At 65.7% G+C, this 15,741-nt stretch carries 17 protein-coding genes and 1 tRNA gene; 11 read left to right on the forward strand and 7 right to left on the reverse strand.

Translation table 11 applies throughout. The features are described 5' to 3' along the window. Window positions 1-57: 57 nt before the first annotated feature. The gene (locus tag IAU68_RS00755) at window positions 58-564 is read left to right on the forward strand and encodes a YdhK family protein (protein WP_171193183.1); all 507 of its coding nucleotides are present in this window, start codon (window positions 58-60) and stop codon (window positions 562-564) included. On the opposite strand, the gene IAU68_RS00760 is transcribed toward IAU68_RS00755, so the two are convergent. Then, window positions 565-1,746 carry a M20 metallopeptidase family protein gene (locus IAU68_RS00760; RefSeq protein WP_171193184.1) on the reverse strand — a complete coding sequence of 394 codons (1,182 nt, stop codon included), beginning with the start codon at window positions 1,744-1,746 and terminating at the stop codon, window positions 565-567. A 201-nt stretch (window positions 1,747-1,947) separates the two neighbouring features. On the opposite strand from IAU68_RS00760, the gene IAU68_RS00765 reads away from it, so the two are divergent. Further along, window positions 1,948-3,888, forward strand: coding sequence for a CAP domain-containing protein (locus IAU68_RS00765; protein WP_171193185.1), 1,941 nt, complete (start codon window positions 1,948-1,950; stop codon window positions 3,886-3,888). Between the two features lie 84 nt (window positions 3,889-3,972). Here IAU68_RS00765 and IAU68_RS00770 read toward each other — a convergent pair whose 3' ends face one another. From IAU68_RS00770 to IAU68_RS00780, 3 genes are all read right to left on the reverse strand, one after another. Next, window positions 3,973-4,686, reverse strand: a complete 714-nt coding sequence (locus IAU68_RS00770) for a hypothetical protein (RefSeq protein ID WP_171193186.1) — start codon at window positions 4,684-4,686, stop codon at window positions 3,973-3,975. 126 nt (window positions 4,687-4,812) lie between these two features. Next, window positions 4,813-4,889, reverse strand: a tRNA-Pro gene (locus IAU68_RS00775). Window positions 4,890-5,229: 340 nt separating this feature from the next. Then, window positions 5,230-6,120 (reverse strand): metallophosphoesterase, encoded by an 891-nt coding sequence (locus IAU68_RS00780; protein ID WP_231699047.1) that lies wholly within the window; start codon window positions 6,118-6,120, stop codon window positions 5,230-5,232. Between the two features lie 24 nt (window positions 6,121-6,144). Between IAU68_RS00780 and IAU68_RS00785 the strand changes: the two genes are divergently transcribed. Next, window positions 6,145-6,597, forward strand: coding sequence for a GatB/YqeY domain-containing protein (locus IAU68_RS00785; RefSeq protein WP_171193188.1), 453 nt, complete (start codon window positions 6,145-6,147; stop codon window positions 6,595-6,597). On the opposite strand, the gene IAU68_RS00790 is transcribed toward IAU68_RS00785, so the two are convergent. Further along, complete coding sequence (locus IAU68_RS00790) at window positions 6,594-8,996, reverse strand: transglycosylase domain-containing protein (RefSeq protein ID WP_171193189.1); 2,403 nt, start codon at window positions 8,994-8,996, stop codon at window positions 6,594-6,596. The two genes, IAU68_RS00785 and IAU68_RS00790, sit on opposite strands and share 4 nt — an antisense overlap. 177 nt (window positions 8,997-9,173) lie before the next feature. Here IAU68_RS00790 and IAU68_RS00795 point away from each other — a divergent pair, with 177 nt between their 5' ends. Genes IAU68_RS00795 through IAU68_RS00810 form a run of 4 tightly spaced genes read left to right on the forward strand, consistent with a single transcriptional unit; the run spans window position 9,174 to window position 11,019 of the window. Then, entirely contained in the window at window positions 9,174-9,533 is a 360-nt protein-coding gene (locus IAU68_RS00795; RefSeq protein ID WP_171193190.1) for a WhiB family transcriptional regulator, read from the forward strand. Window positions 9,534-9,547: 14 nt separating this feature from the next. Continuing rightward, the gene (locus IAU68_RS00800; RefSeq protein ID WP_171193191.1) at window positions 9,548-9,703 is read left to right on the forward strand and encodes a DUF4177 domain-containing protein; all 156 of its coding nucleotides are present in this window, start codon (window positions 9,548-9,550) and stop codon (window positions 9,701-9,703) included. Continuing rightward, complete coding sequence (locus tag IAU68_RS00805) at window positions 9,704-10,165, forward strand: RidA family protein (RefSeq protein ID WP_171193192.1); 462 nt, start codon at window positions 9,704-9,706, stop codon at window positions 10,163-10,165. 41 nt (window positions 10,166-10,206) lie between these two features. Continuing rightward, window positions 10,207-11,019 carry an MBL fold metallo-hydrolase gene (locus IAU68_RS00810; RefSeq protein ID WP_171193193.1) on the forward strand — a complete coding sequence of 271 codons (813 nt, stop codon included), beginning with the start codon at window positions 10,207-10,209 and terminating at the stop codon, window positions 11,017-11,019. Between the two features lie 24 nt (window positions 11,020-11,043). Here the strand turns inward: IAU68_RS00810 and glxR are convergent, their stop codons facing one another. Continuing rightward, window positions 11,044-11,727 carry a CRP-like cAMP-activated global transcriptional regulator GlxR gene (gene glxR / locus IAU68_RS00815; RefSeq protein ID WP_171193194.1) on the reverse strand — a complete coding sequence of 228 codons (684 nt, stop codon included), beginning with the start codon at window positions 11,725-11,727 and terminating at the stop codon, window positions 11,044-11,046. 249 nt (window positions 11,728-11,976) lie between these two features. Here glxR and nth point away from each other — a divergent pair, with 249 nt between their 5' ends. From nth to IAU68_RS00835, 4 genes are read left to right on the forward strand one after another with little or no spacing between them, the layout of a single operon-like run. Then, on the forward strand, window positions 11,977-12,759 hold the full coding sequence (gene nth, locus IAU68_RS00820; protein WP_171193195.1) for an endonuclease III: 783 nt from the start codon (window positions 11,977-11,979) through the stop codon (window positions 12,757-12,759). Then, window positions 12,756-13,304 (forward strand): TlpA family protein disulfide reductase, encoded by a 549-nt coding sequence (locus tag IAU68_RS00825; protein ID WP_171193196.1) that lies wholly within the window; start codon window positions 12,756-12,758, stop codon window positions 13,302-13,304. Before nth ends, IAU68_RS00825 begins: the two co-directional genes overlap by 4 nt. A 2-nt stretch (window positions 13,305-13,306) precedes the next feature. Then, a complete protein-coding gene (locus IAU68_RS00830; RefSeq protein WP_231699048.1) occupies window positions 13,307-14,002 on the forward strand; it encodes an NUDIX hydrolase in 696 nt (231 codons plus the stop codon). A 10-nt stretch (window positions 14,003-14,012) separates the two neighbouring features. Beyond that, window positions 14,013-15,200: a MarP family serine protease gene (locus tag IAU68_RS00835; protein WP_171193198.1), complete on the forward strand. Its 1,188-nt coding sequence runs from the start codon at window positions 14,013-14,015 to the stop codon at window positions 15,198-15,200. Here IAU68_RS00835 and IAU68_RS00840 read toward each other — a convergent pair. Then, window positions 15,190-15,720 (reverse strand): phage holin family protein, encoded by a 531-nt coding sequence (locus tag IAU68_RS00840; RefSeq protein WP_171193199.1) that lies wholly within the window; start codon window positions 15,718-15,720, stop codon window positions 15,190-15,192. The two genes, IAU68_RS00835 and IAU68_RS00840, sit on opposite strands and share 11 nt — an antisense overlap. Window positions 15,721-15,741: the final 21 nt, after the last annotated feature.

A 15,741-nucleotide genomic window follows, 5' to 3' on the forward strand; every position in this document is an offset into this window, starting at 1 on the left:
CAAAATCACTTAGTGGTTTTGGGGGTCGTTTGCTGCGCGAAGAGTAGGCTTAGCAGTATGTTTTCCCGTGTAACTGTATCGATTGCGTCGGTTCTTTTGGTGGGGGCGCTGGGGGTGGGGTGTTCGTCGATAAGCGAAGGGCTCGCTGACGGCGGACCGGCTCCGGAAGGCATCGAGCAGACGCAGAACCCGCGGTTCCCGGTGGGCACGGAGGTCACGCTCACAGCCGACCACTACGACGGGATGAAGGGCGCGCCGGCGACCATCGTCGGCGCGTACAACACCACGGCGTACTCGGTGAATTATTACCCGACCAACGGCGGCGAGCCCGTGCTCAACCACAAGTGGGTCGTGCAGGAGGAGATTGAAAACGCCGGCACCAACGAGCTTATCGACGGCACCCCAGTGACCATCCACGCCAACCACGAAGACGGCCTCGACGGGGCGGAAGGCACGATCAATTACTCCACCCGCGAGACGGTCTACATGGTGGATTACGAGGCAAACGACAAGACCTACCGCAACCACAAATGGCTGGTGGAAAGCGAGATCGAGCCGCGGTAGTTACTCGCTGAGAATGGCGTCGGCGGCGGCGAGGTAGCCCGCGATCATCGCCTTGCCCACGTTTTCCAGCGCCGCCTCCGACGGCAGAAACGTCGGGTCGTGCAGCGACGGCATCTCGCTTCCGTCCGCCACGCCGACGAAACACATCAGCGACGGGCAGATCTCGCCGTAGAAGGAGAAGTCGTCCGCGCCCATCGAGCGCATCGTCTCCGCGTTGTTTAAGTTCAGGTGCCCGGCGTAGGCGCCGAAGCGGTCGGCGAGTATCGGGGCGTTGACGAGTTCGGGAAGTCCTGGGCGGTAGGAGACCTCCGCCTCGCATTCGTAACCTGCGGCGACGTTGGCAGCCATCGTTTCCACCGCCTGCGCAATTTGGGCATTCTTCGCGCTGTTCGTGGAGCGCACGGTGGCGAAGATCCGCCCGGTCCTGGGCAGCACGTTGGCCGCGCCTTGGCCGACGGAAATGGTGCCAATGCTCACCAGCGCTGGTTCCATCGGATCCGCCACACGGCGCACGACCTCCGGCATGCCGACGGCGATCTGCGCAGTGGGCGCCGCCGCGTCGCGTCCGTTGTGCGGGTACGCGCCGTGCCCGCCCTTGCCGGTCACCGTCACGGAGATCTCGCCCGCGGCCGCGTTGACAAAACCGGAGCCGGCAGCGACCGCGCCCGTCGGCACCGCAGGGTGGACGTGCGCGCCGATGACGTGGCGCACATCCATTGCCTGCAGTCTGCCCGATTCCGCAATGTCCAGCGCGCCGGACGGGTACGTCTCCTCGCGTGGCTGCAGCACTGGCACCAGGCCAAACGGCAGGTCGAGGCGCTTTGCTGCCTTGACTACGCCCGCAAGGGCGGCGAGGTGCGCGTCGTGGCCGCAGGCGTGCATCGCTTCGCTTGTCGACGACCACCCCACCCCCGTTTCCTCCGTCACCGGCAGCGCGTCCAACTCGCCGCGGATCCCCACCGCCGGCCCGTCCTGCGGTCCGACCCGGCCGATCGCGCCGGTGCCCGCTATTGGTTCGAGATCGATCCCGAGGGCATTCCGCATCAGGTCGGTGGTGGGTTGTTCTTCGCCGCTGACGCACGGGTTCTGGTGGATCGTTCTGCGCAGGTCGGCAATGTCGTCGAGGTGGTTGTCGAACTCTTCCGACCACTGCGTTGCAAGTTGTTTTAGGTGATCATGCATCCTTACCGGGTCCCCTTCCCGTTGATTGCAGATTTATTCACACCGTACAGATGGGGGGCATTTCCATCGTCCCCAACCGACCTTTATTAAGTGTTACCAAAGTTGTTGCTGAGAAGTGCATAAGTTATTATGCGCGCAGGTCAACGCCGTAATACTCTCATTGCATCCATTGTTTTTCCAGCGAATCCGCAGAAGGATGCCATGAAGCGCACACGTCTCACCGCCGCGATGCTCGCAGCGACCATGTCTATTTCCACCGTCCACGTCGCTGTCCCCGAAGCAACTGCCCAGACGGTGCAGACCCGCACTGTGTCGGAGGTGGATCAGGACGCGTACTCCAAGGCGGTGGAGGAGTGGCAGCGCGACCGCGACGCCGCTGAGGCGGAATTGCAGGAGGCGCACGACGCGGTCGCCTCGGCCGAGCAGCGTGTCACTGACGCGGGGGAGGCGCTTGGGCAGGCGCGTGGTGTCGTCGATAAGGCGCGTGCCGCTGTTGCCGATGCGGAGGCCGCGCTTGCCGCCGTCGACGTCGACGCCCGTCAGCAGGAGGTCGACGACGCGGCAGCCGAGCTGCAGTCCGCCGAGGACCGGCTCGCGGCAGCGCAGCAGCGTGTCGACGACGCCCGCACCACCCGCGACAACGCCCAGGCGGAGCTGGACGACTTGAGTGAACAGCTCGCGACGAAGCGCGATGAGCTGGAGAACGCGACCAATTCGCTGGAGGAAGCAAACGCGGATGTCGCGGCGGCCCGCGCTGAGCGTGCCCGCATCGAAGAGCGCATCCGCATCGGCGCGGACTACTCGCTGGAGGATTGGAGGCACCTGACCGGGCAGGCGGTTGCGGAATTGATCAACGAGTACCGCGAAGCGAACGGGCTGCATCCGCTTGTCACCCACGAGATTTACATCGAGCAAGCGCAGGCGTGGTCTGACCAGATGGCGGCCGACACGCCGGTGATGGGGCGCAAGGATGCGTTCCGCCACTCCGATGCGGATGAATACGGACGCTCGGGCGAAAACATCGCGGCGCGTTACCCGGGCATCAGGGGCGACAGGACGCGCAAGCATTGGGTCGGTCTGCCCGTGGCGCTCTTCGAGCAGTGGAGGAACTCGCCGGGTCACAACCGGGGCATGCTTGACTCGACGTTCGAGGGTATGGGACTCGGCATCACTGTCGACGACAGCGGCAACGTGTTCGCCACGACCATGTTCTTCAACGACGACCTCGACTTCGAAGACGGCTGGTACCGCGACGGGGACGAATCGACGCGTCGCGCTCAAGCAAGCGGCGTCCCGTTCTACCTTCCGTCGGGTGCCCGCGAGGTGATGCAGGCTGACCCGATCACCGACCCGTTGACCGACACGAAGGGCGTCACCCCCTCGTACGGCGATCTTGTCAGCGATACCGGCGAGCTTTCGCGACGCACTGCCGACGGCTTCGACCCCGTGATCACCCAGGTGGATTACGACGCGCAGTTCCGTGCGGTCGATAACGACGAAAGGTACGCACAGTTCTGGGTTTCCACGTTCACGCGCGCTGTGGAGCACGCTCAGCAGGGCGTCGACGAGCTCGAGCCCAAGGTCGACCTCGCCCACATCGACGTCAACCAGGCCCAGGACGGGCTCGACCGCGCAACCATCTCTCGCGACGCGACCCGCGACGATCGCGACGCCGCCGCTTCCGCGAAGAACACCGCCGACGAGGCTCTCGAGGTCGCGCTGGCCACGCCGAAGCAGCCGCTTATCGACGACCTCGCCACCGCCAACGACCACCTCACCGCCTCCGAGCAGGCGCTTGCTGACGACGAATCCGCGCTCGAAGATGCTCGTGAAGGGTTGGCTGAGGCGGACCGGGCGGTCGTCGACAAGCAAGATGCCCTCGAGCGTATCGACGCCGCGAAGCCGGCCGAGGATGACTTCATTGTCGAGCGGGAGGTCGTCGAAACGCTGGCCCCGGCGCCGGCGCGGGTGTCTGGCGTGGCGACCGCATCGGTTCCGGTGGCGCAGGATTCCGTGGCGGCTGACGACGGCACCAAGTCGGAGGGCAGCAGCACGGGCGCGGTGATCGGCGCAATCCTGGCGATTCTCGCCGTAGTCGGGATCGCAGCAGTCGCGGTGCCGAAGCTGATGGAGCAGCGTTAGCACGCAACGCGAAAACCCGCCTCGAAAAGGCGGGTATGTTTTGTCGACGGTGTGCTCGGGCCGATCGCTAAGTTCTAACCAGCACTACTTACCCAACATCGGCAGTGCCACGCCAAAGTGTGGCAGCGCAAAAACTAGGCCTGCGATAACCAGCAGCGCCGCAATCACCCCACCGACGATGGCCGGCACATTCACGTCCGCCTTCGCGGTGGGGTATTGCACATCCGCCTGGCGACCGGTAGTGCAGGCCTTGGCGGCGGCGGCGTCGGCGTCGTCGATAAGCATGCGCTTCGCTGCAACCTTGCCGGACGGCGTCGCCGTCCACGCCTCGAACACCTTGCCATCCTTGGCAGTCAGCGGCATCTCAACACGCTTCGTATCCGGCCCGACACGCCACGCGTCCACATCAATGCCCTCCAATGTCCTCGCGACCGTGGGCTCAGACTCCTTCATCGTCTTCTGGGCATCCACATACTTTGCGACGAGCCCCTCCGGCAACACCTTGCCAAACTCCGCCTTCTCACCCTTGAGTGCCTTCTCGTTCTCAGCGACAACGCCAGGGAAAGTGGACTCCACAGCCGCGATCAGGTCGCGTGCCTGCTCGTAGTCACCAATTGCTTTCGACTCGTCAAACCACGACTCAATGAAACGCTTCTCAGCAGACGTGAGCTTCACAGCACACATGCCGTCATTGTCTTTTGCCGCGACGGTTGCGGCGTGAGCCGGGGCTGCTCCAATCGAGCCAAGCAACAGCGCACTAGCAGCCACAAAAGTGACCGTACGGGTGGTGTTTTTCATGGTGTCCTCCTTGAGGTGTGTGAGAACGTACGGAATGTACAACCACAGTGTCCAAGAAGACATGTTACGACAGCGTTAAGGGTTAAGAGGCATGAAAAAACCCGCCTTGAAAGGCGGGTTTTGTGTTGGTCGGGATAACAGGATTTGAACCTGCGACCTCTTCGTCCCGAACGAAGCGCGCTACCAAGCTGCGCCATATCCCGGCGTATCTCGGGCGCTTGCCCGCGGTACTCGACACACAATACCCCCGGGGGCCGGTTTGGCCAAAACGGCAGGTTGTGTGCGTTTTGCTGCCAGCATGGGGTGGCGGTGTGGTGCGGTGGTCGCTGCGGTGTGGTGCGGCTCGGCCTGGATCCACCGCTGCAAAAGACGATATCGTCTTTTGTGGCCTCGTTTTTGCAAAAGCCCAGGTCGCGTTCCGGGAAAATCGGTAAACGACGATATTGTCTTTTAGGCAGTTCGCGCGACCTGCGGCGGAGCAGACGAGCAGGCAGAGCAGACGAGCAGGCGAACGGGCAGGCTGCCCCGCAACCGGACGCCCCGTTACCGCTCCACCACGCGGATCAACGCCGCGGACGGCGGGCAGAACAACCGCACCGGCGCGTACTTGGATTGGCCGAGCCCGTTGGACACCTCCATCCACATGTCGCCGTAGCGGTGGAGGCCGGAGGCGCGTTTGCGGTCGATGTCGGCGTTGGTCACCAGCGCGCGCCCGCCCGGCAGGCAGATCTGGCCGCCGTGGGTGTGGCCGGCCAGGGCTAACTGGTAGCCGTCGGTTGCAAAGGCGTCCAGCACGCGGCGGTAGGGCGCGTGCAGCAGGCCGATGGCCAGGTCCGCGTCCGGGTGCGGGGCGCCGGCGATCTTGGAGTACTGGTCCAGGTCGTGGTGGGGGTCGTCGACACCCGCGAGGGCGAGGCGCACGTCGGAGGCTTTGAACTCGAGACGCTGGTGGGTGGCGTCCTGCCAGCCGCGCTCGATGAACGCGGCGCGCATGCCCTCCCACGGCAGGTCCACGTACGACGGTTCGCGTTTGGCGCCGGTGAGGTACTTCAGCGGGTTGACCGGGCGGGGCGCCCAGTAGTCGTTGGTGCCGAAGACGAACGCGCCGGGCCGGTTCAACAGTGGTCCGAGGGCGTCGAGCACCCACGGGACCCCGCCCAGATCGGAAAGGTTGTCGCCGGTGTTGATCACCAGGTCCGGGTCGAGCGCGTCGAGGCTGGAGACGAAGTCGACCTTCGCCTGCTGACCGGGGATCATGTGCAGGTCGGAAACGTGCAGGATTGTAAACGCGTCGCGGCCCTGCAGCACGCCCGGCTTCAGCAGGGGGAGTTCGTATTCGCGCAGTTGGAAGTTGTTTCGTTCGGTGTACCCCCACGCGAGCGCGGATGAGCCCGCGGTGAGGCCTGCTAGGGCCAATTGCTTCAACTTCTTCACCCGCACCACTGTAATCTCGCTGCCATGAGTGCATTGAAAGACCAGATCCGCGCAGACCTCAAGGAAGCCATGAAGGCGAAGGAGAAGGAGCGCACCGGCACGATCCGTATGCTGCTGGCCGCGATCCAGACCGCCGAAACCGAGGGCTCCAAGCACGAAGTCGACGACGCGGAGATTCAAAAGATCATCGCCCGCGAGATCAAGAAGCGCCGCGAGTCGGCCGAGATTTACACGACCAACGGCCGTGAGGACCTCGCAGAAACCGAGCTGGCGGAGGCGAACGTGCTCGAGGCGTACCAGCCGAAGCAGTTGACTGACGACGAGCTCGCCGCGCTTATTGACGACACCGTCGCCGAAACCGGCGCCACCTCCATGGCCCAGATGGGGCAGGTCATGAAGGCTGCGACCGCCAAGGCTGAGGGCCGCGCCGACGGCAAGCGCATCTCTGAGGCTGTCAAGGCCCGCCTGAACGGTTAGTTGTCGAAGACGTCGGCGATCGCGTCGCGGGCGTCGTTAAGCGATTCCTCAATGCCGCTGAAATCGGGTGCGGCCGCCGACGTGGAAGTCGAGGGGCTCGGGGGAGCCGACGAGGACGGTGCCGGGGACGTGGACGGGCCGGAGCCGTCCGAGACGTTCAGCGTGATTGTCGAACCGCGCGCGAGCGAGTCGTCCGCCGGCACCACCGAGACAACCGTGCCTGCGGCCGCGCCGCCACCCGGCACGGTGTTGAGCACCACCTTGTAGCCCTGCGACTCCAGCTGCGACTTCGCGGCGGAGGAGTACTGGCCGACCACGGAATCCACGGCCGCGCGCTTGGCGCCTGACTGGTACTTCGAGCTGGCGGCCGGCAGGCCCGCGGAGGCCGCGCCCGGCACGCCGGCGGCGGCCTGGAACCAGGTGTTGGCTGCCTCGTTGCCGCCGAATAGGTCGCCGTCGGGGCACTGGCGCACCGGACCGGTGCACAGCGGGGTGGTCTGGGTACCGTCGTTGAAGATGTACGGCGCCGCCGACATTCCGCGTGTGAAGCCCAGGAAGGCAGAGGACTGGTGCGATTCCGTCGTGCCGGTCTTCGCCGCGGTGGGGGCGGACCAGTTGTTCGCCTTGGCCGCGGCGGCGCCGGTGCCTTCGACGATGTCGTGGGACATGCCCGCGGCCAGCGCGCCGGCGATCTCCGGATCGATGGCCTGCTCGCAAGCGGGGCGGTCGATGAACACCTGGCGGCCGTGCTCGTCGGTCACTTCCGCGATCGGGTTCGGCTCGCACCAGCGGCCGTTCGACGCCAGCGTTGCGCCCACGTTCGACAGCTCAAGCGCGTTGACGGCCAGCGGGCCGAGGGTAAACGAGCCCATGTTCTCGTCCTTGGCGGCTTGGGCGATGGAGCGGCCGTCGCCGAACGAGTTCGCGTCCTGGTAGGAGCGCAGCCCCAGGCGCACTGCCGTATCGACGACCGGACCCACACCGAGTGTCTGAATTAACTCGATAAACGTCGTGTTGGGGGAGTGGGCCAGCGAATCCTGCAGGCTCATCTTCGCCGCGTAACTGCCGGCGTTTTCCACGCAGTACGCGCCCGGCGGGCAGTTTTTCGCGCCGCCTTCGCCCATGCCGTAGACCACGGAGCGCGCCGGTGTGTTGAGCATGGTGTCCAGCCCGTAGCCCTGCTCAAGCGCCGTGGCCGCGGTGAAGATCTTGAACACCGAGCCCGCGCCGTTGCCCACCAGGGAGGCCGGCTGCGGCAGGATCGTCTGGCTCTGGTCCAGGTCGAGTCCGTAGTAGCGCGAGGAGACCATCGCCTTGATGTCGCGCGAATCCGTGCCCGGCTCGACGATGTTTAACACCTCGGCCACGCCGGCAGTGTGTGGGCTGACGTTGCGCCGCACCGCATCCAGCGCGCTTTGTTGGATGGCCGGGTCGAGGGTGGTGCGGATGGTGTAGGAGCCGTTCTTGATCGTCTCTAGGTCCAGGCCCTTATCCGCCAGGTAGCGCAGGGCGTAGTCGCACATGAAACCGTTGTCGCCTGCGGTGATGCACCCTTCCGGGATCATCTTTGGCTTATCGACGAGCCCGAGCGGCGCACCAGCCCACCGGTCCGCCTCAGACTGGTCGATGTAGCCCTGGGCAGCCATATTGGTCAGCACCAGGTTGCGACGGCGCACCGCCCCGTCCGGGTTGGTGTACGGGTTGAGCGCCTCGACGGATTGCAAGGTGCCCACCAGAAGCGCCGCCTGCGCCGGGTTGAGCTTGGCCGCGGAGGTGTCGAAGTACGTGCGCGCGGCCGCTTCGATGCCATAGGAGTGGTTGCCAAAGGACACCAGGTTGAGATACCGGGTGAGGATCTCGTCCTTGTCCAGCGTTTTGTCCAGGTCGGAGGCCATACGCATCTCGCGCAGTTTGCGCGGGATGGACTGCTCGGTAGCGGCGTTGGCTTCTTCCTCGTTCTCGGCGTCGATGAGCCACAGGTAGTTCTTCACGTACTGCTGGTTCACCGTGGAGGCGCCCTGTTCCACGCCGCCGGCGAGCACGTTGGTCACCAGCGCGCGGGCGAAGCCCTGCATGTCCACGCCCTCGTGCTCGTAGAAGCGGCGGTCCTCCGTGGCCACCAGGGCGTCCTTGACGTACTGGGAGATCTGCTCGCTGGGCACGTCGTAGCGGCGCTGCTTGAACAGCCAGGCCATGGGTTTGCCGTTGACGTCGGTGATCGTGGTCACGCCGGGCACGTCGCCGTGGGTGAGGTCGGAGAGGTTGGACTGCATGGTGTCGTCGGTACGCGCGATCGCGGCACCGGATAAACCCGCGATGGGCGCCATGCAAAGCGCGAGGACCAGTGCGGCGGCGACGAGCGCGGCCAGCAGGTTTCCTAGAGATCGAAGCGCAGACACGCCCATACCTTAATTGATATGGCGAGACTGCGGAATAGGCCACTCCCCCCAAAATTGTGATCCATTCGACAGCATTTTCACGCTGTGATTACATTTACATTGAACCGCGGATATGCGGTGGAACGTATAAAAGGAGTCCGCCCTCCGGACTGGGATTGGATGTCAAGGAGACGCACGATGACCACGAGTTTGAAAAAGGCACCGGCTACCAACTTGCGACCTGTCACCTCGAAGAAGTGCGACTCCGCGGGTGAATTGGTCTTCGACCGTGGTGAGTGGGTCACCCAGGCTCACTGTCGCGGCGGGGACCCGGATGCCCTGTTCGTTCGTGGCGCGGAGCAGCGCAAGGCCGCCAGCATCTGCCGCGGCTGCCCGGTGCTCACCGAGTGCCGCGCCGACGCGCTGGATAACAAGGTGGAGTTCGGTGTGTGGGGCGGCCTGACGGAGCGTCAGCGTCGCGCTGTGCTGCGCAAGAACCCGCACGTGACCGACTGGGCCGAACACCTGTCCGCCGGCGGCGAAGTAATCGGGCTGTAGGTAGGGTGAGCCCCATGACGAAATGGGAATACGCAACAGTTCCGCTGCTCACGCACGCCACCAAGCAGATTCTTGATACGTGGGGCGAGGACGGCTGGGAACTTGTCACCGTCACCCCGGGCCCGACCCCGGACAACGTTGTCGCCTACATGAAGCGGGAGGTTGAATAAATGGCTGAGTGGACCAACCGCCTGAAGGAATTGGGCATCGAACTTCCGGCCGTCGCCGCGCCGGTGGCCGCATATGTCCCGGCGACCAAGGTGGGCAACCAGGTGTGGACCTCCGGGCAGCTGCCGTTTGTCGACGGCAAGCTGCCCGCCACCGGCAAAGTCGGCGCCGAGGTTTCCGAGGACGACGCGTACGGCTACGCCCGCCAGGCCACGCTGAACGCGCTGGCTGCGGTGGATGACCTGGTCGGCATCGACAACGTCTCCCGCGTGCTCAAGATCGTCGGCTTCGTCGCCTCCGACCCGGCCTTTACCGGCCAGCCGGCCGTGATCAACGGTGCTTCCGAGCTGCTCGCCGAGGTCTTCGGCGATGCCGGTGCGCACGCCCGTTCCGCTGTCGGCGTTGCGGTGCTGCCGATGGACACCCCGGTCGAGGTTGAGCTCGTCGTCGAGCTCGAGGGCTAGTTCGCTTAGCGACGACACCTCTACCAGGTAGGGTGGGAGCCATGAAGCATCCCGCATACAGCCAGTTGCGCCAAGTGACCCCCAACGCCGCGGTGGTCTTGGCGCCGAACCCCAGCTACGCGGCGCTCGAGGGCACGAACTCTTGGGTGGTTCGGGGCGAGGGCGACGTGGCGAGCATCGTCATCGACCCGGGCCCGGCCGACGAAGGCCACCTCAATGTGCTGCAGGCGAAGGCCGACAAGGTCGCGCTGACGCTTCTGACCCACCGCCACCACGACCACGCCGACGGCGCGGAGCGCTTCCGTCAACTGACCGGCGCACCGGTGCGCGCCTTTTCTCCGCAGCACTGCTCCGGCAACGAGGCGCCGCTTGCGGACGGGGAAGTGATTGCGGTCGAGGGCGTCACGCCGCGGCTGAAGGTCGTCGCAACGCCAGGCCACACGAGCGACTCCGTGTCGTTTTTCGTCTACCCGGGCGAGGACACTTCCGGCACGCCGGAGGCGATTATCACGGGCGACACGATCGCAGGCCGCCACACCACCATGATTTCGGAGACCGACGGCGACCTGGGTGCGTACCTCGACTCGCTGGAGATGCTGGAGGAGCAGGGCAAGGGCGTGCCGCTGCTGCCGGGTCACGGCCCGGAGGGTGAGGATCTTTCGGTCTACGCCCGCAAGTACATCGACCGCCGTAACCAGCGCCTGGATCAGATCCGTGAGGCGCTCAAGGAACACGGCGAAAACGTGGACATCAACACGCTCGTCGACGCGATTTACGACGACGTCGACCCGGTCCTGCGCGGTGCCGCCGAGCAGTCGACTCGTGTGGCGCTGCGTTACCTGAACAACCGCTAGCGCCGGGGTGTCGCTGCGCGCCGGTTAGCGCGCGCGGCGGGCGAGGTGCTCGGTGTTGACGATGAGCACGCTCTTACCCTCGAGGCGGATCCAGCCGCGGTGCGCGAACGTGGCAAGTGCCTTGTTCACGGTCTCGCGGGAGGCGCCCACCAGCTGGGCGATCTCTTCCTGCGTCAGGTCGTGGTTGACGCGCAGCGCGCCACCTTCGTGCACGCCGAAGCGGTTTGCCAGCTGCAGCAGGGTCTTGGCCACGCGGCCCGGCACGTCGGTGAAGATGAGGTCCGCCAGCGACGCGTTGGTGCGGCGCAGGCGACGGGCCAGTACGCGCAGCAGCTGCTGGGAAATCTCCGGGTGGTTGTCGATCCACTGGCGCAGCATGGTGGAATCCATGGTCGCGCAGGTGACGTCCGTGACGCAGACTGCGGACGAGGTGCGCGGGCCCGGGTCGAAGATGGACAACTCGCCGAACATGTCGGACGGGCCCATCACGGACAGCAGGTTTTCGCGACCGTCCGGGGCGTGGCGGGCGAGCTTAATTTTGCCGTCCACGATGATGTAGAGGCGGTCGCCAGGCTCGCCTTCCTCAAAGATCGTGGTGCCCTTCGGAAATTCGACGGTGTCCATCTCGCTGATCAGCGCGGCGACTGCCTCAGAGTCGACCCCCTGAAAGATGCCGGCGCGGGCGAGAGTGTCCTGTACGCCTACCATTTCGTCCTCCTCGAGTATCGCGCTACTCGTGGTATCGGTCACGGCTTCGCGATTTCGGTGTGATGATCACATTGCAGTGGAACTGTACCACTTCGACCTGTGTCGCGAAGCTTCTTTGAAAAATCGTACTTATCCGACGACGGCGGTTTCCAACCGCTCCATCATGAGGGGAAAGGCCCCGAGAATCAGTGGAACTATCACCACAAGCAGAAGGGTCATGAGGATATTGTACGGGCTAGCATGTCAGGCATGTCCGATTCGCTCACCCCGCAGAAGCTCCGCCGCCCGGGGGCGCACCCCGCAGCGAAGGGGGAGGAGACCCCGATCGGCCTGAAGCGCCGCGCCCGCCGGATTAACCGCACGCTGGCCCAGGCGTTCCCGGACGCGCATGCGGAGCTCGACTTCACTAATCCGCTGGAGTTGCTCGTCGCTACGGTACTCTCCGCGCAGACCACGGACGCGCGGGTGAACATGGTCACCCCGGCGCTGTTCGCCAAATATCCCACCGCGGCCGCCTACGCCGCGGCTGACCAGGCGGACGTGGAGGAGATCATCCGCTCGACCGGGTTCTACCGCTCGAAGGCGAAAAATGTCATCGGGCTGGGGCAGAAGCTGGTCGCGGATTTCGACGGTGAGGTGCCGGAAAGGCTCGAGGACTTGGTCACGCTTCCCGGCGTGGGGCGCAAGACAGCGCATGTGGTGCGCGGCAACGCGTTTGGTAAGCCGGGCCTGACGGTGGACACCCACTTCCAGCGCCTGGTAAAACGCCTCATGTTCACCGAGGAGACCGACCCCGTAAAGATCGAGCACGCCGTGGCCGAACTCATCGAGCGTCGCGAGTGGACCATGTTCTCCCACCGCATCATCTTCCACGGCCGCCGCGTCTGCCACGCCCGCAAACCCGCCTGCGGCGCGTGCCCGATCGCGTTCGACTGCCCCAGTTTCGGTGCCGGCCCCACCGACCCCGAGCAGGCCGCGGACCTAGTCACGGGTCACGAGCGCGACCACATCCTGGAGATGGCCGGCCGATGAAGCGCGCAATCTGGGTCAGTATTGCGGCGATCATTGCGGTCACCGTGCTCGTGATCGCGGGCGCGCGGGCATTGCTTATCGACGACACCCCGCAGGCCGGTGAGGAGGTCGTCGATAAGCAAACTGTGGCTGAGCGCCCGGACTGCCCGGAAGGCGGGCTCGGCGGGGTGGAGTTGGCCTGCCTCGGCGGCGGGGTCAGCGGCGCGCAGCAGGACGTCGTGGTGGCGAACGTGTGGGCGTGGTGGTGCGAGCCGTGCCGTGCGGAGTTGCCCGTGGTGGAGCAGTTCGCCGCCGAGCATCCCGAATACACCGTGGTGGGGGTGCATGCGGACCGTGACGGCGCGCGCGGGGCGGCGCTTCTCGACGACATCGGCGTCGACCTGCCCAGCTTCGCCGACGAGTCCGGCACGTTCGCGGGAACGCTCGGATTGCCGCCGGTGGTGCCGGTGACGGTGGTATTTAAAGGCGGCGAGCAGGTCGCAGTGTTCGCAAAGGAATTCACCTCCGCGGACGAACTGGCCGACGCTGTGGCGGGGGCGTTGTAGTGGTGCAGCTGCAACCCCACCGCGCGCCGGCGTGGCTGCGTCCGCTTGTCGACGCCCTCCATGCCGGCGAAGGCGCCCGTGTCATCCGCGAAACCCTGGGCGCGCGCGTGCACCAGAAGGGCGGCGACGACCAGGCGGCGGTGCTCATCGTCTTCGCCGGCGACCCGCACGCCACCGAGTTGCCTCACGACGCGCGAGTGCTGATCACGCACCGCACCCCGTCGATGCGCAGCCACTCCGGGCAGATGGCGTTTCCGGGCGGGCACATCGACCCGGAAGACTCCGGGCCAGTCGCCGCCGCGATCCGCGAAGCGGAGGAGGAGACCGGCCTCGAGCCTGCGCGCGTCGTGCCGTTGGCGGTGATGGGGGCGGCGACCACCGGCGGCAGCAACCGGCGCGTGCGGCCCGTGGTGGCGTATACGCCGAACCCGAACGAGGTGTATCCGGCCAGCGAGTTCGAAACCGACGACGTGTTCTTCGTCCCAGTGCGTGACCTGATCGATCCGGCAAACCGGGCGATGCTGGGCTGGTCGTACTGGTCCGGGCCGGCCTTTTGGGCGCGGCGCTACCTCATCTGGGGCTTTACCGGCGTGCTGCTGTCCGCCGTGCTGGAGGTGGCCGGCTGGGCGGTGGATTGGGACAAAGAACCCGCGGATCTCACCGAGGCGCTCGCCCGGTCCGACAACCGCGAGCTGTAACATTTGCGAAATGCACCTGGTCGTTGACGTACTGCTCGCGCTCGCTGTCGTCGCCGCGTTTGTGGGCGGCTGGCGCCAGGGGGCGTTTTCGGCCGTCATTTCCGCCGTGGGCATCGTCGCCGGACTTATCGTGGGGCTGGCGCTCGCGCCGTTTCTGCTCGACTTGACCGACTCCCAGTCCGTGCGCATCATGCTCCTGCTGGCGGTGGTAGTGCTCTTCGTCGGTCTGGGCAACCTGCTCGGCGTCACGCTCGGCGCGAACATGCGGGGCCGGGTGCGCAGCAGGCTGTCCCGGTTCGTGGATTCGGTGCTCGGCGCGGTGTTCCAATCCGTCGCGTTCACCCTGGTCGTGTGGTTTATCTCCATCCCGCTGGCCGCGGCGGTGCCGGGCGAACTCGGCGACGGCATCCGCAACTCGCGCATCCTGGCGCAGGTCCACGACGTCGCCCCCGACAGCGCCGGGAAACTGCCCGCCAGGTTCGCGGCGCTTCTCGACGAATCCGGCCTGCCCCCGCTCGTCTCCCCGTTCCAATCGCCCCACGGCTCGAAGGTTGACGCTCCTGACGAGGCGGCGCTTCGCCCCGGGGTGATCGAGGCGGTGCGTCCCAGCGTCGTGCACGTCATGGGCGACTCGGAGACCTGCCGGCGCCGCCTCATGGGATCCGGTTTCGTGATCCAGGACGGCTACGTGCTCACCAACGCCCACGTCGTCGCCGGGACGGAACGGGTGTCCCTGGACACCGTCGTCGGCGTGAAGCCTGCGGACGTTGTGCTCTACGACCCGGACACCGACATCGCGGTGCTGCGCGCCGAAGGCCTCGGCCTGCCAGCCCTGCCGTGGTCTGACACGATGCTGGCATCCGGCGACGACGCCGTGGTCATGGGGTACCCGCATTCCGGGCCGTTCGAGGCGGCACCTGCGCGCATCCGCGGCAAACTCACCATCGCCGGCCCGGACATCTACACCACAGGCCGGGTGGAGCGCGAGGCCTACACCGTGCGGGGCGACATCCGCCAGGGCAACTCCGGCGGGCCGCTCCTCACACCGGCGGGCGAGGTCGTGGGGATGATCTTTGGGGCGTCGCTGGACGCCTCAGAAACAGGCTACGCGCTGACTGCACGTCAGGTGCAGCAGCGCGTAGGGGATGTGACGAGGCTTTCCGGCGTCGTCGATACGCAATCGTGCGTTAGCGGTTAACCGCGGTGGAGCCAGCGCCGGTGTAGAGGCCCTGTTCGTTCTTGTTCAGGTTCTTCTGCGCCTCGCCCGGCTTCAGGTTCTTCAGCTCGTTGACGGACTCGATGGTCTTTTCCGGGGCCTTGATCTTCTTGACCTTCTTAAAGCCCAGGAACGCAAGCAGGCCGGCGAGCGCGATCATGATGAGGAAGACGATGAGAAACGCCCAGCCGCGGTGCATCCAGGACGCGAGCATCTCCGCCAGCGCGAAGAAGAGGAAGAACGACGAGTACAGCGCGATCACGCCGGCCGCGCCGAACATGCCGCCGCCGACGGCGCCCTTCTTCACCTCACCCATGACCTCGGCCTTGGCCAGCTCGATCTCGCCGCGCACGAGGGTGGAGACCTGCTCGGAGGCGTTCGAGATCAGCGTGCCGATGGACTGCTGGCCCGGCACCGTCACGTCGGTGTCGCGCAGCGGAATGGAATCCACCTTGGCGGACACGGCGGTCGAGCCGCTGGTGTAGAGACCTTCGTTGCTCATTGTTTGCTCACCTTCCTGGGT

This window comes from Corynebacterium lujinxingii, from assembly GCF_014490555.1.
GTDB classification, from domain to species: domain Bacteria; phylum Actinomycetota; class Actinomycetes; order Mycobacteriales; family Mycobacteriaceae; genus Corynebacterium; species Corynebacterium lujinxingii.

Coding starts and splice junctions, on each gene's coding strand:
- IAU68_RS00755 (WP_171193183.1), top strand. CDS start 58: ATGTTTTCCCGTGTAACTGTATCGATTGCGTCGGTTCTTTTGGTGGGG.
- IAU68_RS00760 (WP_171193184.1), bottom strand. CDS start 1,746: ATGCATGATCACCTAAAACAACTTGCAACGCAGTGGTCGGAAGAGTTC.
- IAU68_RS00765 (WP_171193185.1), top strand. CDS start 1,948: ATGAAGCGCACACGTCTCACCGCCGCGATGCTCGCAGCGACCATGTCT.
- IAU68_RS00770 (WP_171193186.1), bottom strand. CDS start 4,686: ATGAAAAACACCACCCGTACGGTCACTTTTGTGGCTGCTAGTGCGCTG.
- IAU68_RS00785 (WP_171193188.1), top strand. CDS start 6,145: ATGAGTGCATTGAAAGACCAGATCCGCGCAGACCTCAAGGAAGCCATG.
- IAU68_RS00795 (WP_171193190.1), top strand. CDS start 9,174: ATGACCACGAGTTTGAAAAAGGCACCGGCTACCAACTTGCGACCTGTC.
- IAU68_RS00800 (WP_171193191.1), top strand. CDS start 9,548: ATGACGAAATGGGAATACGCAACAGTTCCGCTGCTCACGCACGCCACC.
- IAU68_RS00805 (WP_171193192.1), top strand. CDS start 9,704: ATGGCTGAGTGGACCAACCGCCTGAAGGAATTGGGCATCGAACTTCCG.
- IAU68_RS00810 (WP_171193193.1), top strand. CDS start 10,207: ATGAAGCATCCCGCATACAGCCAGTTGCGCCAAGTGACCCCCAACGCC.
- glxR (WP_171193194.1), bottom strand. CDS start 11,727: ATGGTAGGCGTACAGGACACTCTCGCCCGCGCCGGCATCTTTCAGGGG.
- nth (WP_171193195.1), top strand. CDS start 11,977: ATGTCCGATTCGCTCACCCCGCAGAAGCTCCGCCGCCCGGGGGCGCAC.
- IAU68_RS00825 (WP_171193196.1), top strand. CDS start 12,756: ATGAAGCGCGCAATCTGGGTCAGTATTGCGGCGATCATTGCGGTCACC.
- IAU68_RS00835 (WP_171193198.1), top strand. CDS start 14,013: ATGCACCTGGTCGTTGACGTACTGCTCGCGCTCGCTGTCGTCGCCGCG.
- IAU68_RS00840 (WP_171193199.1), bottom strand. CDS start 15,720: ATGAGCAACGAAGGTCTCTACACCAGCGGCTCGACCGCCGTGTCCGCC.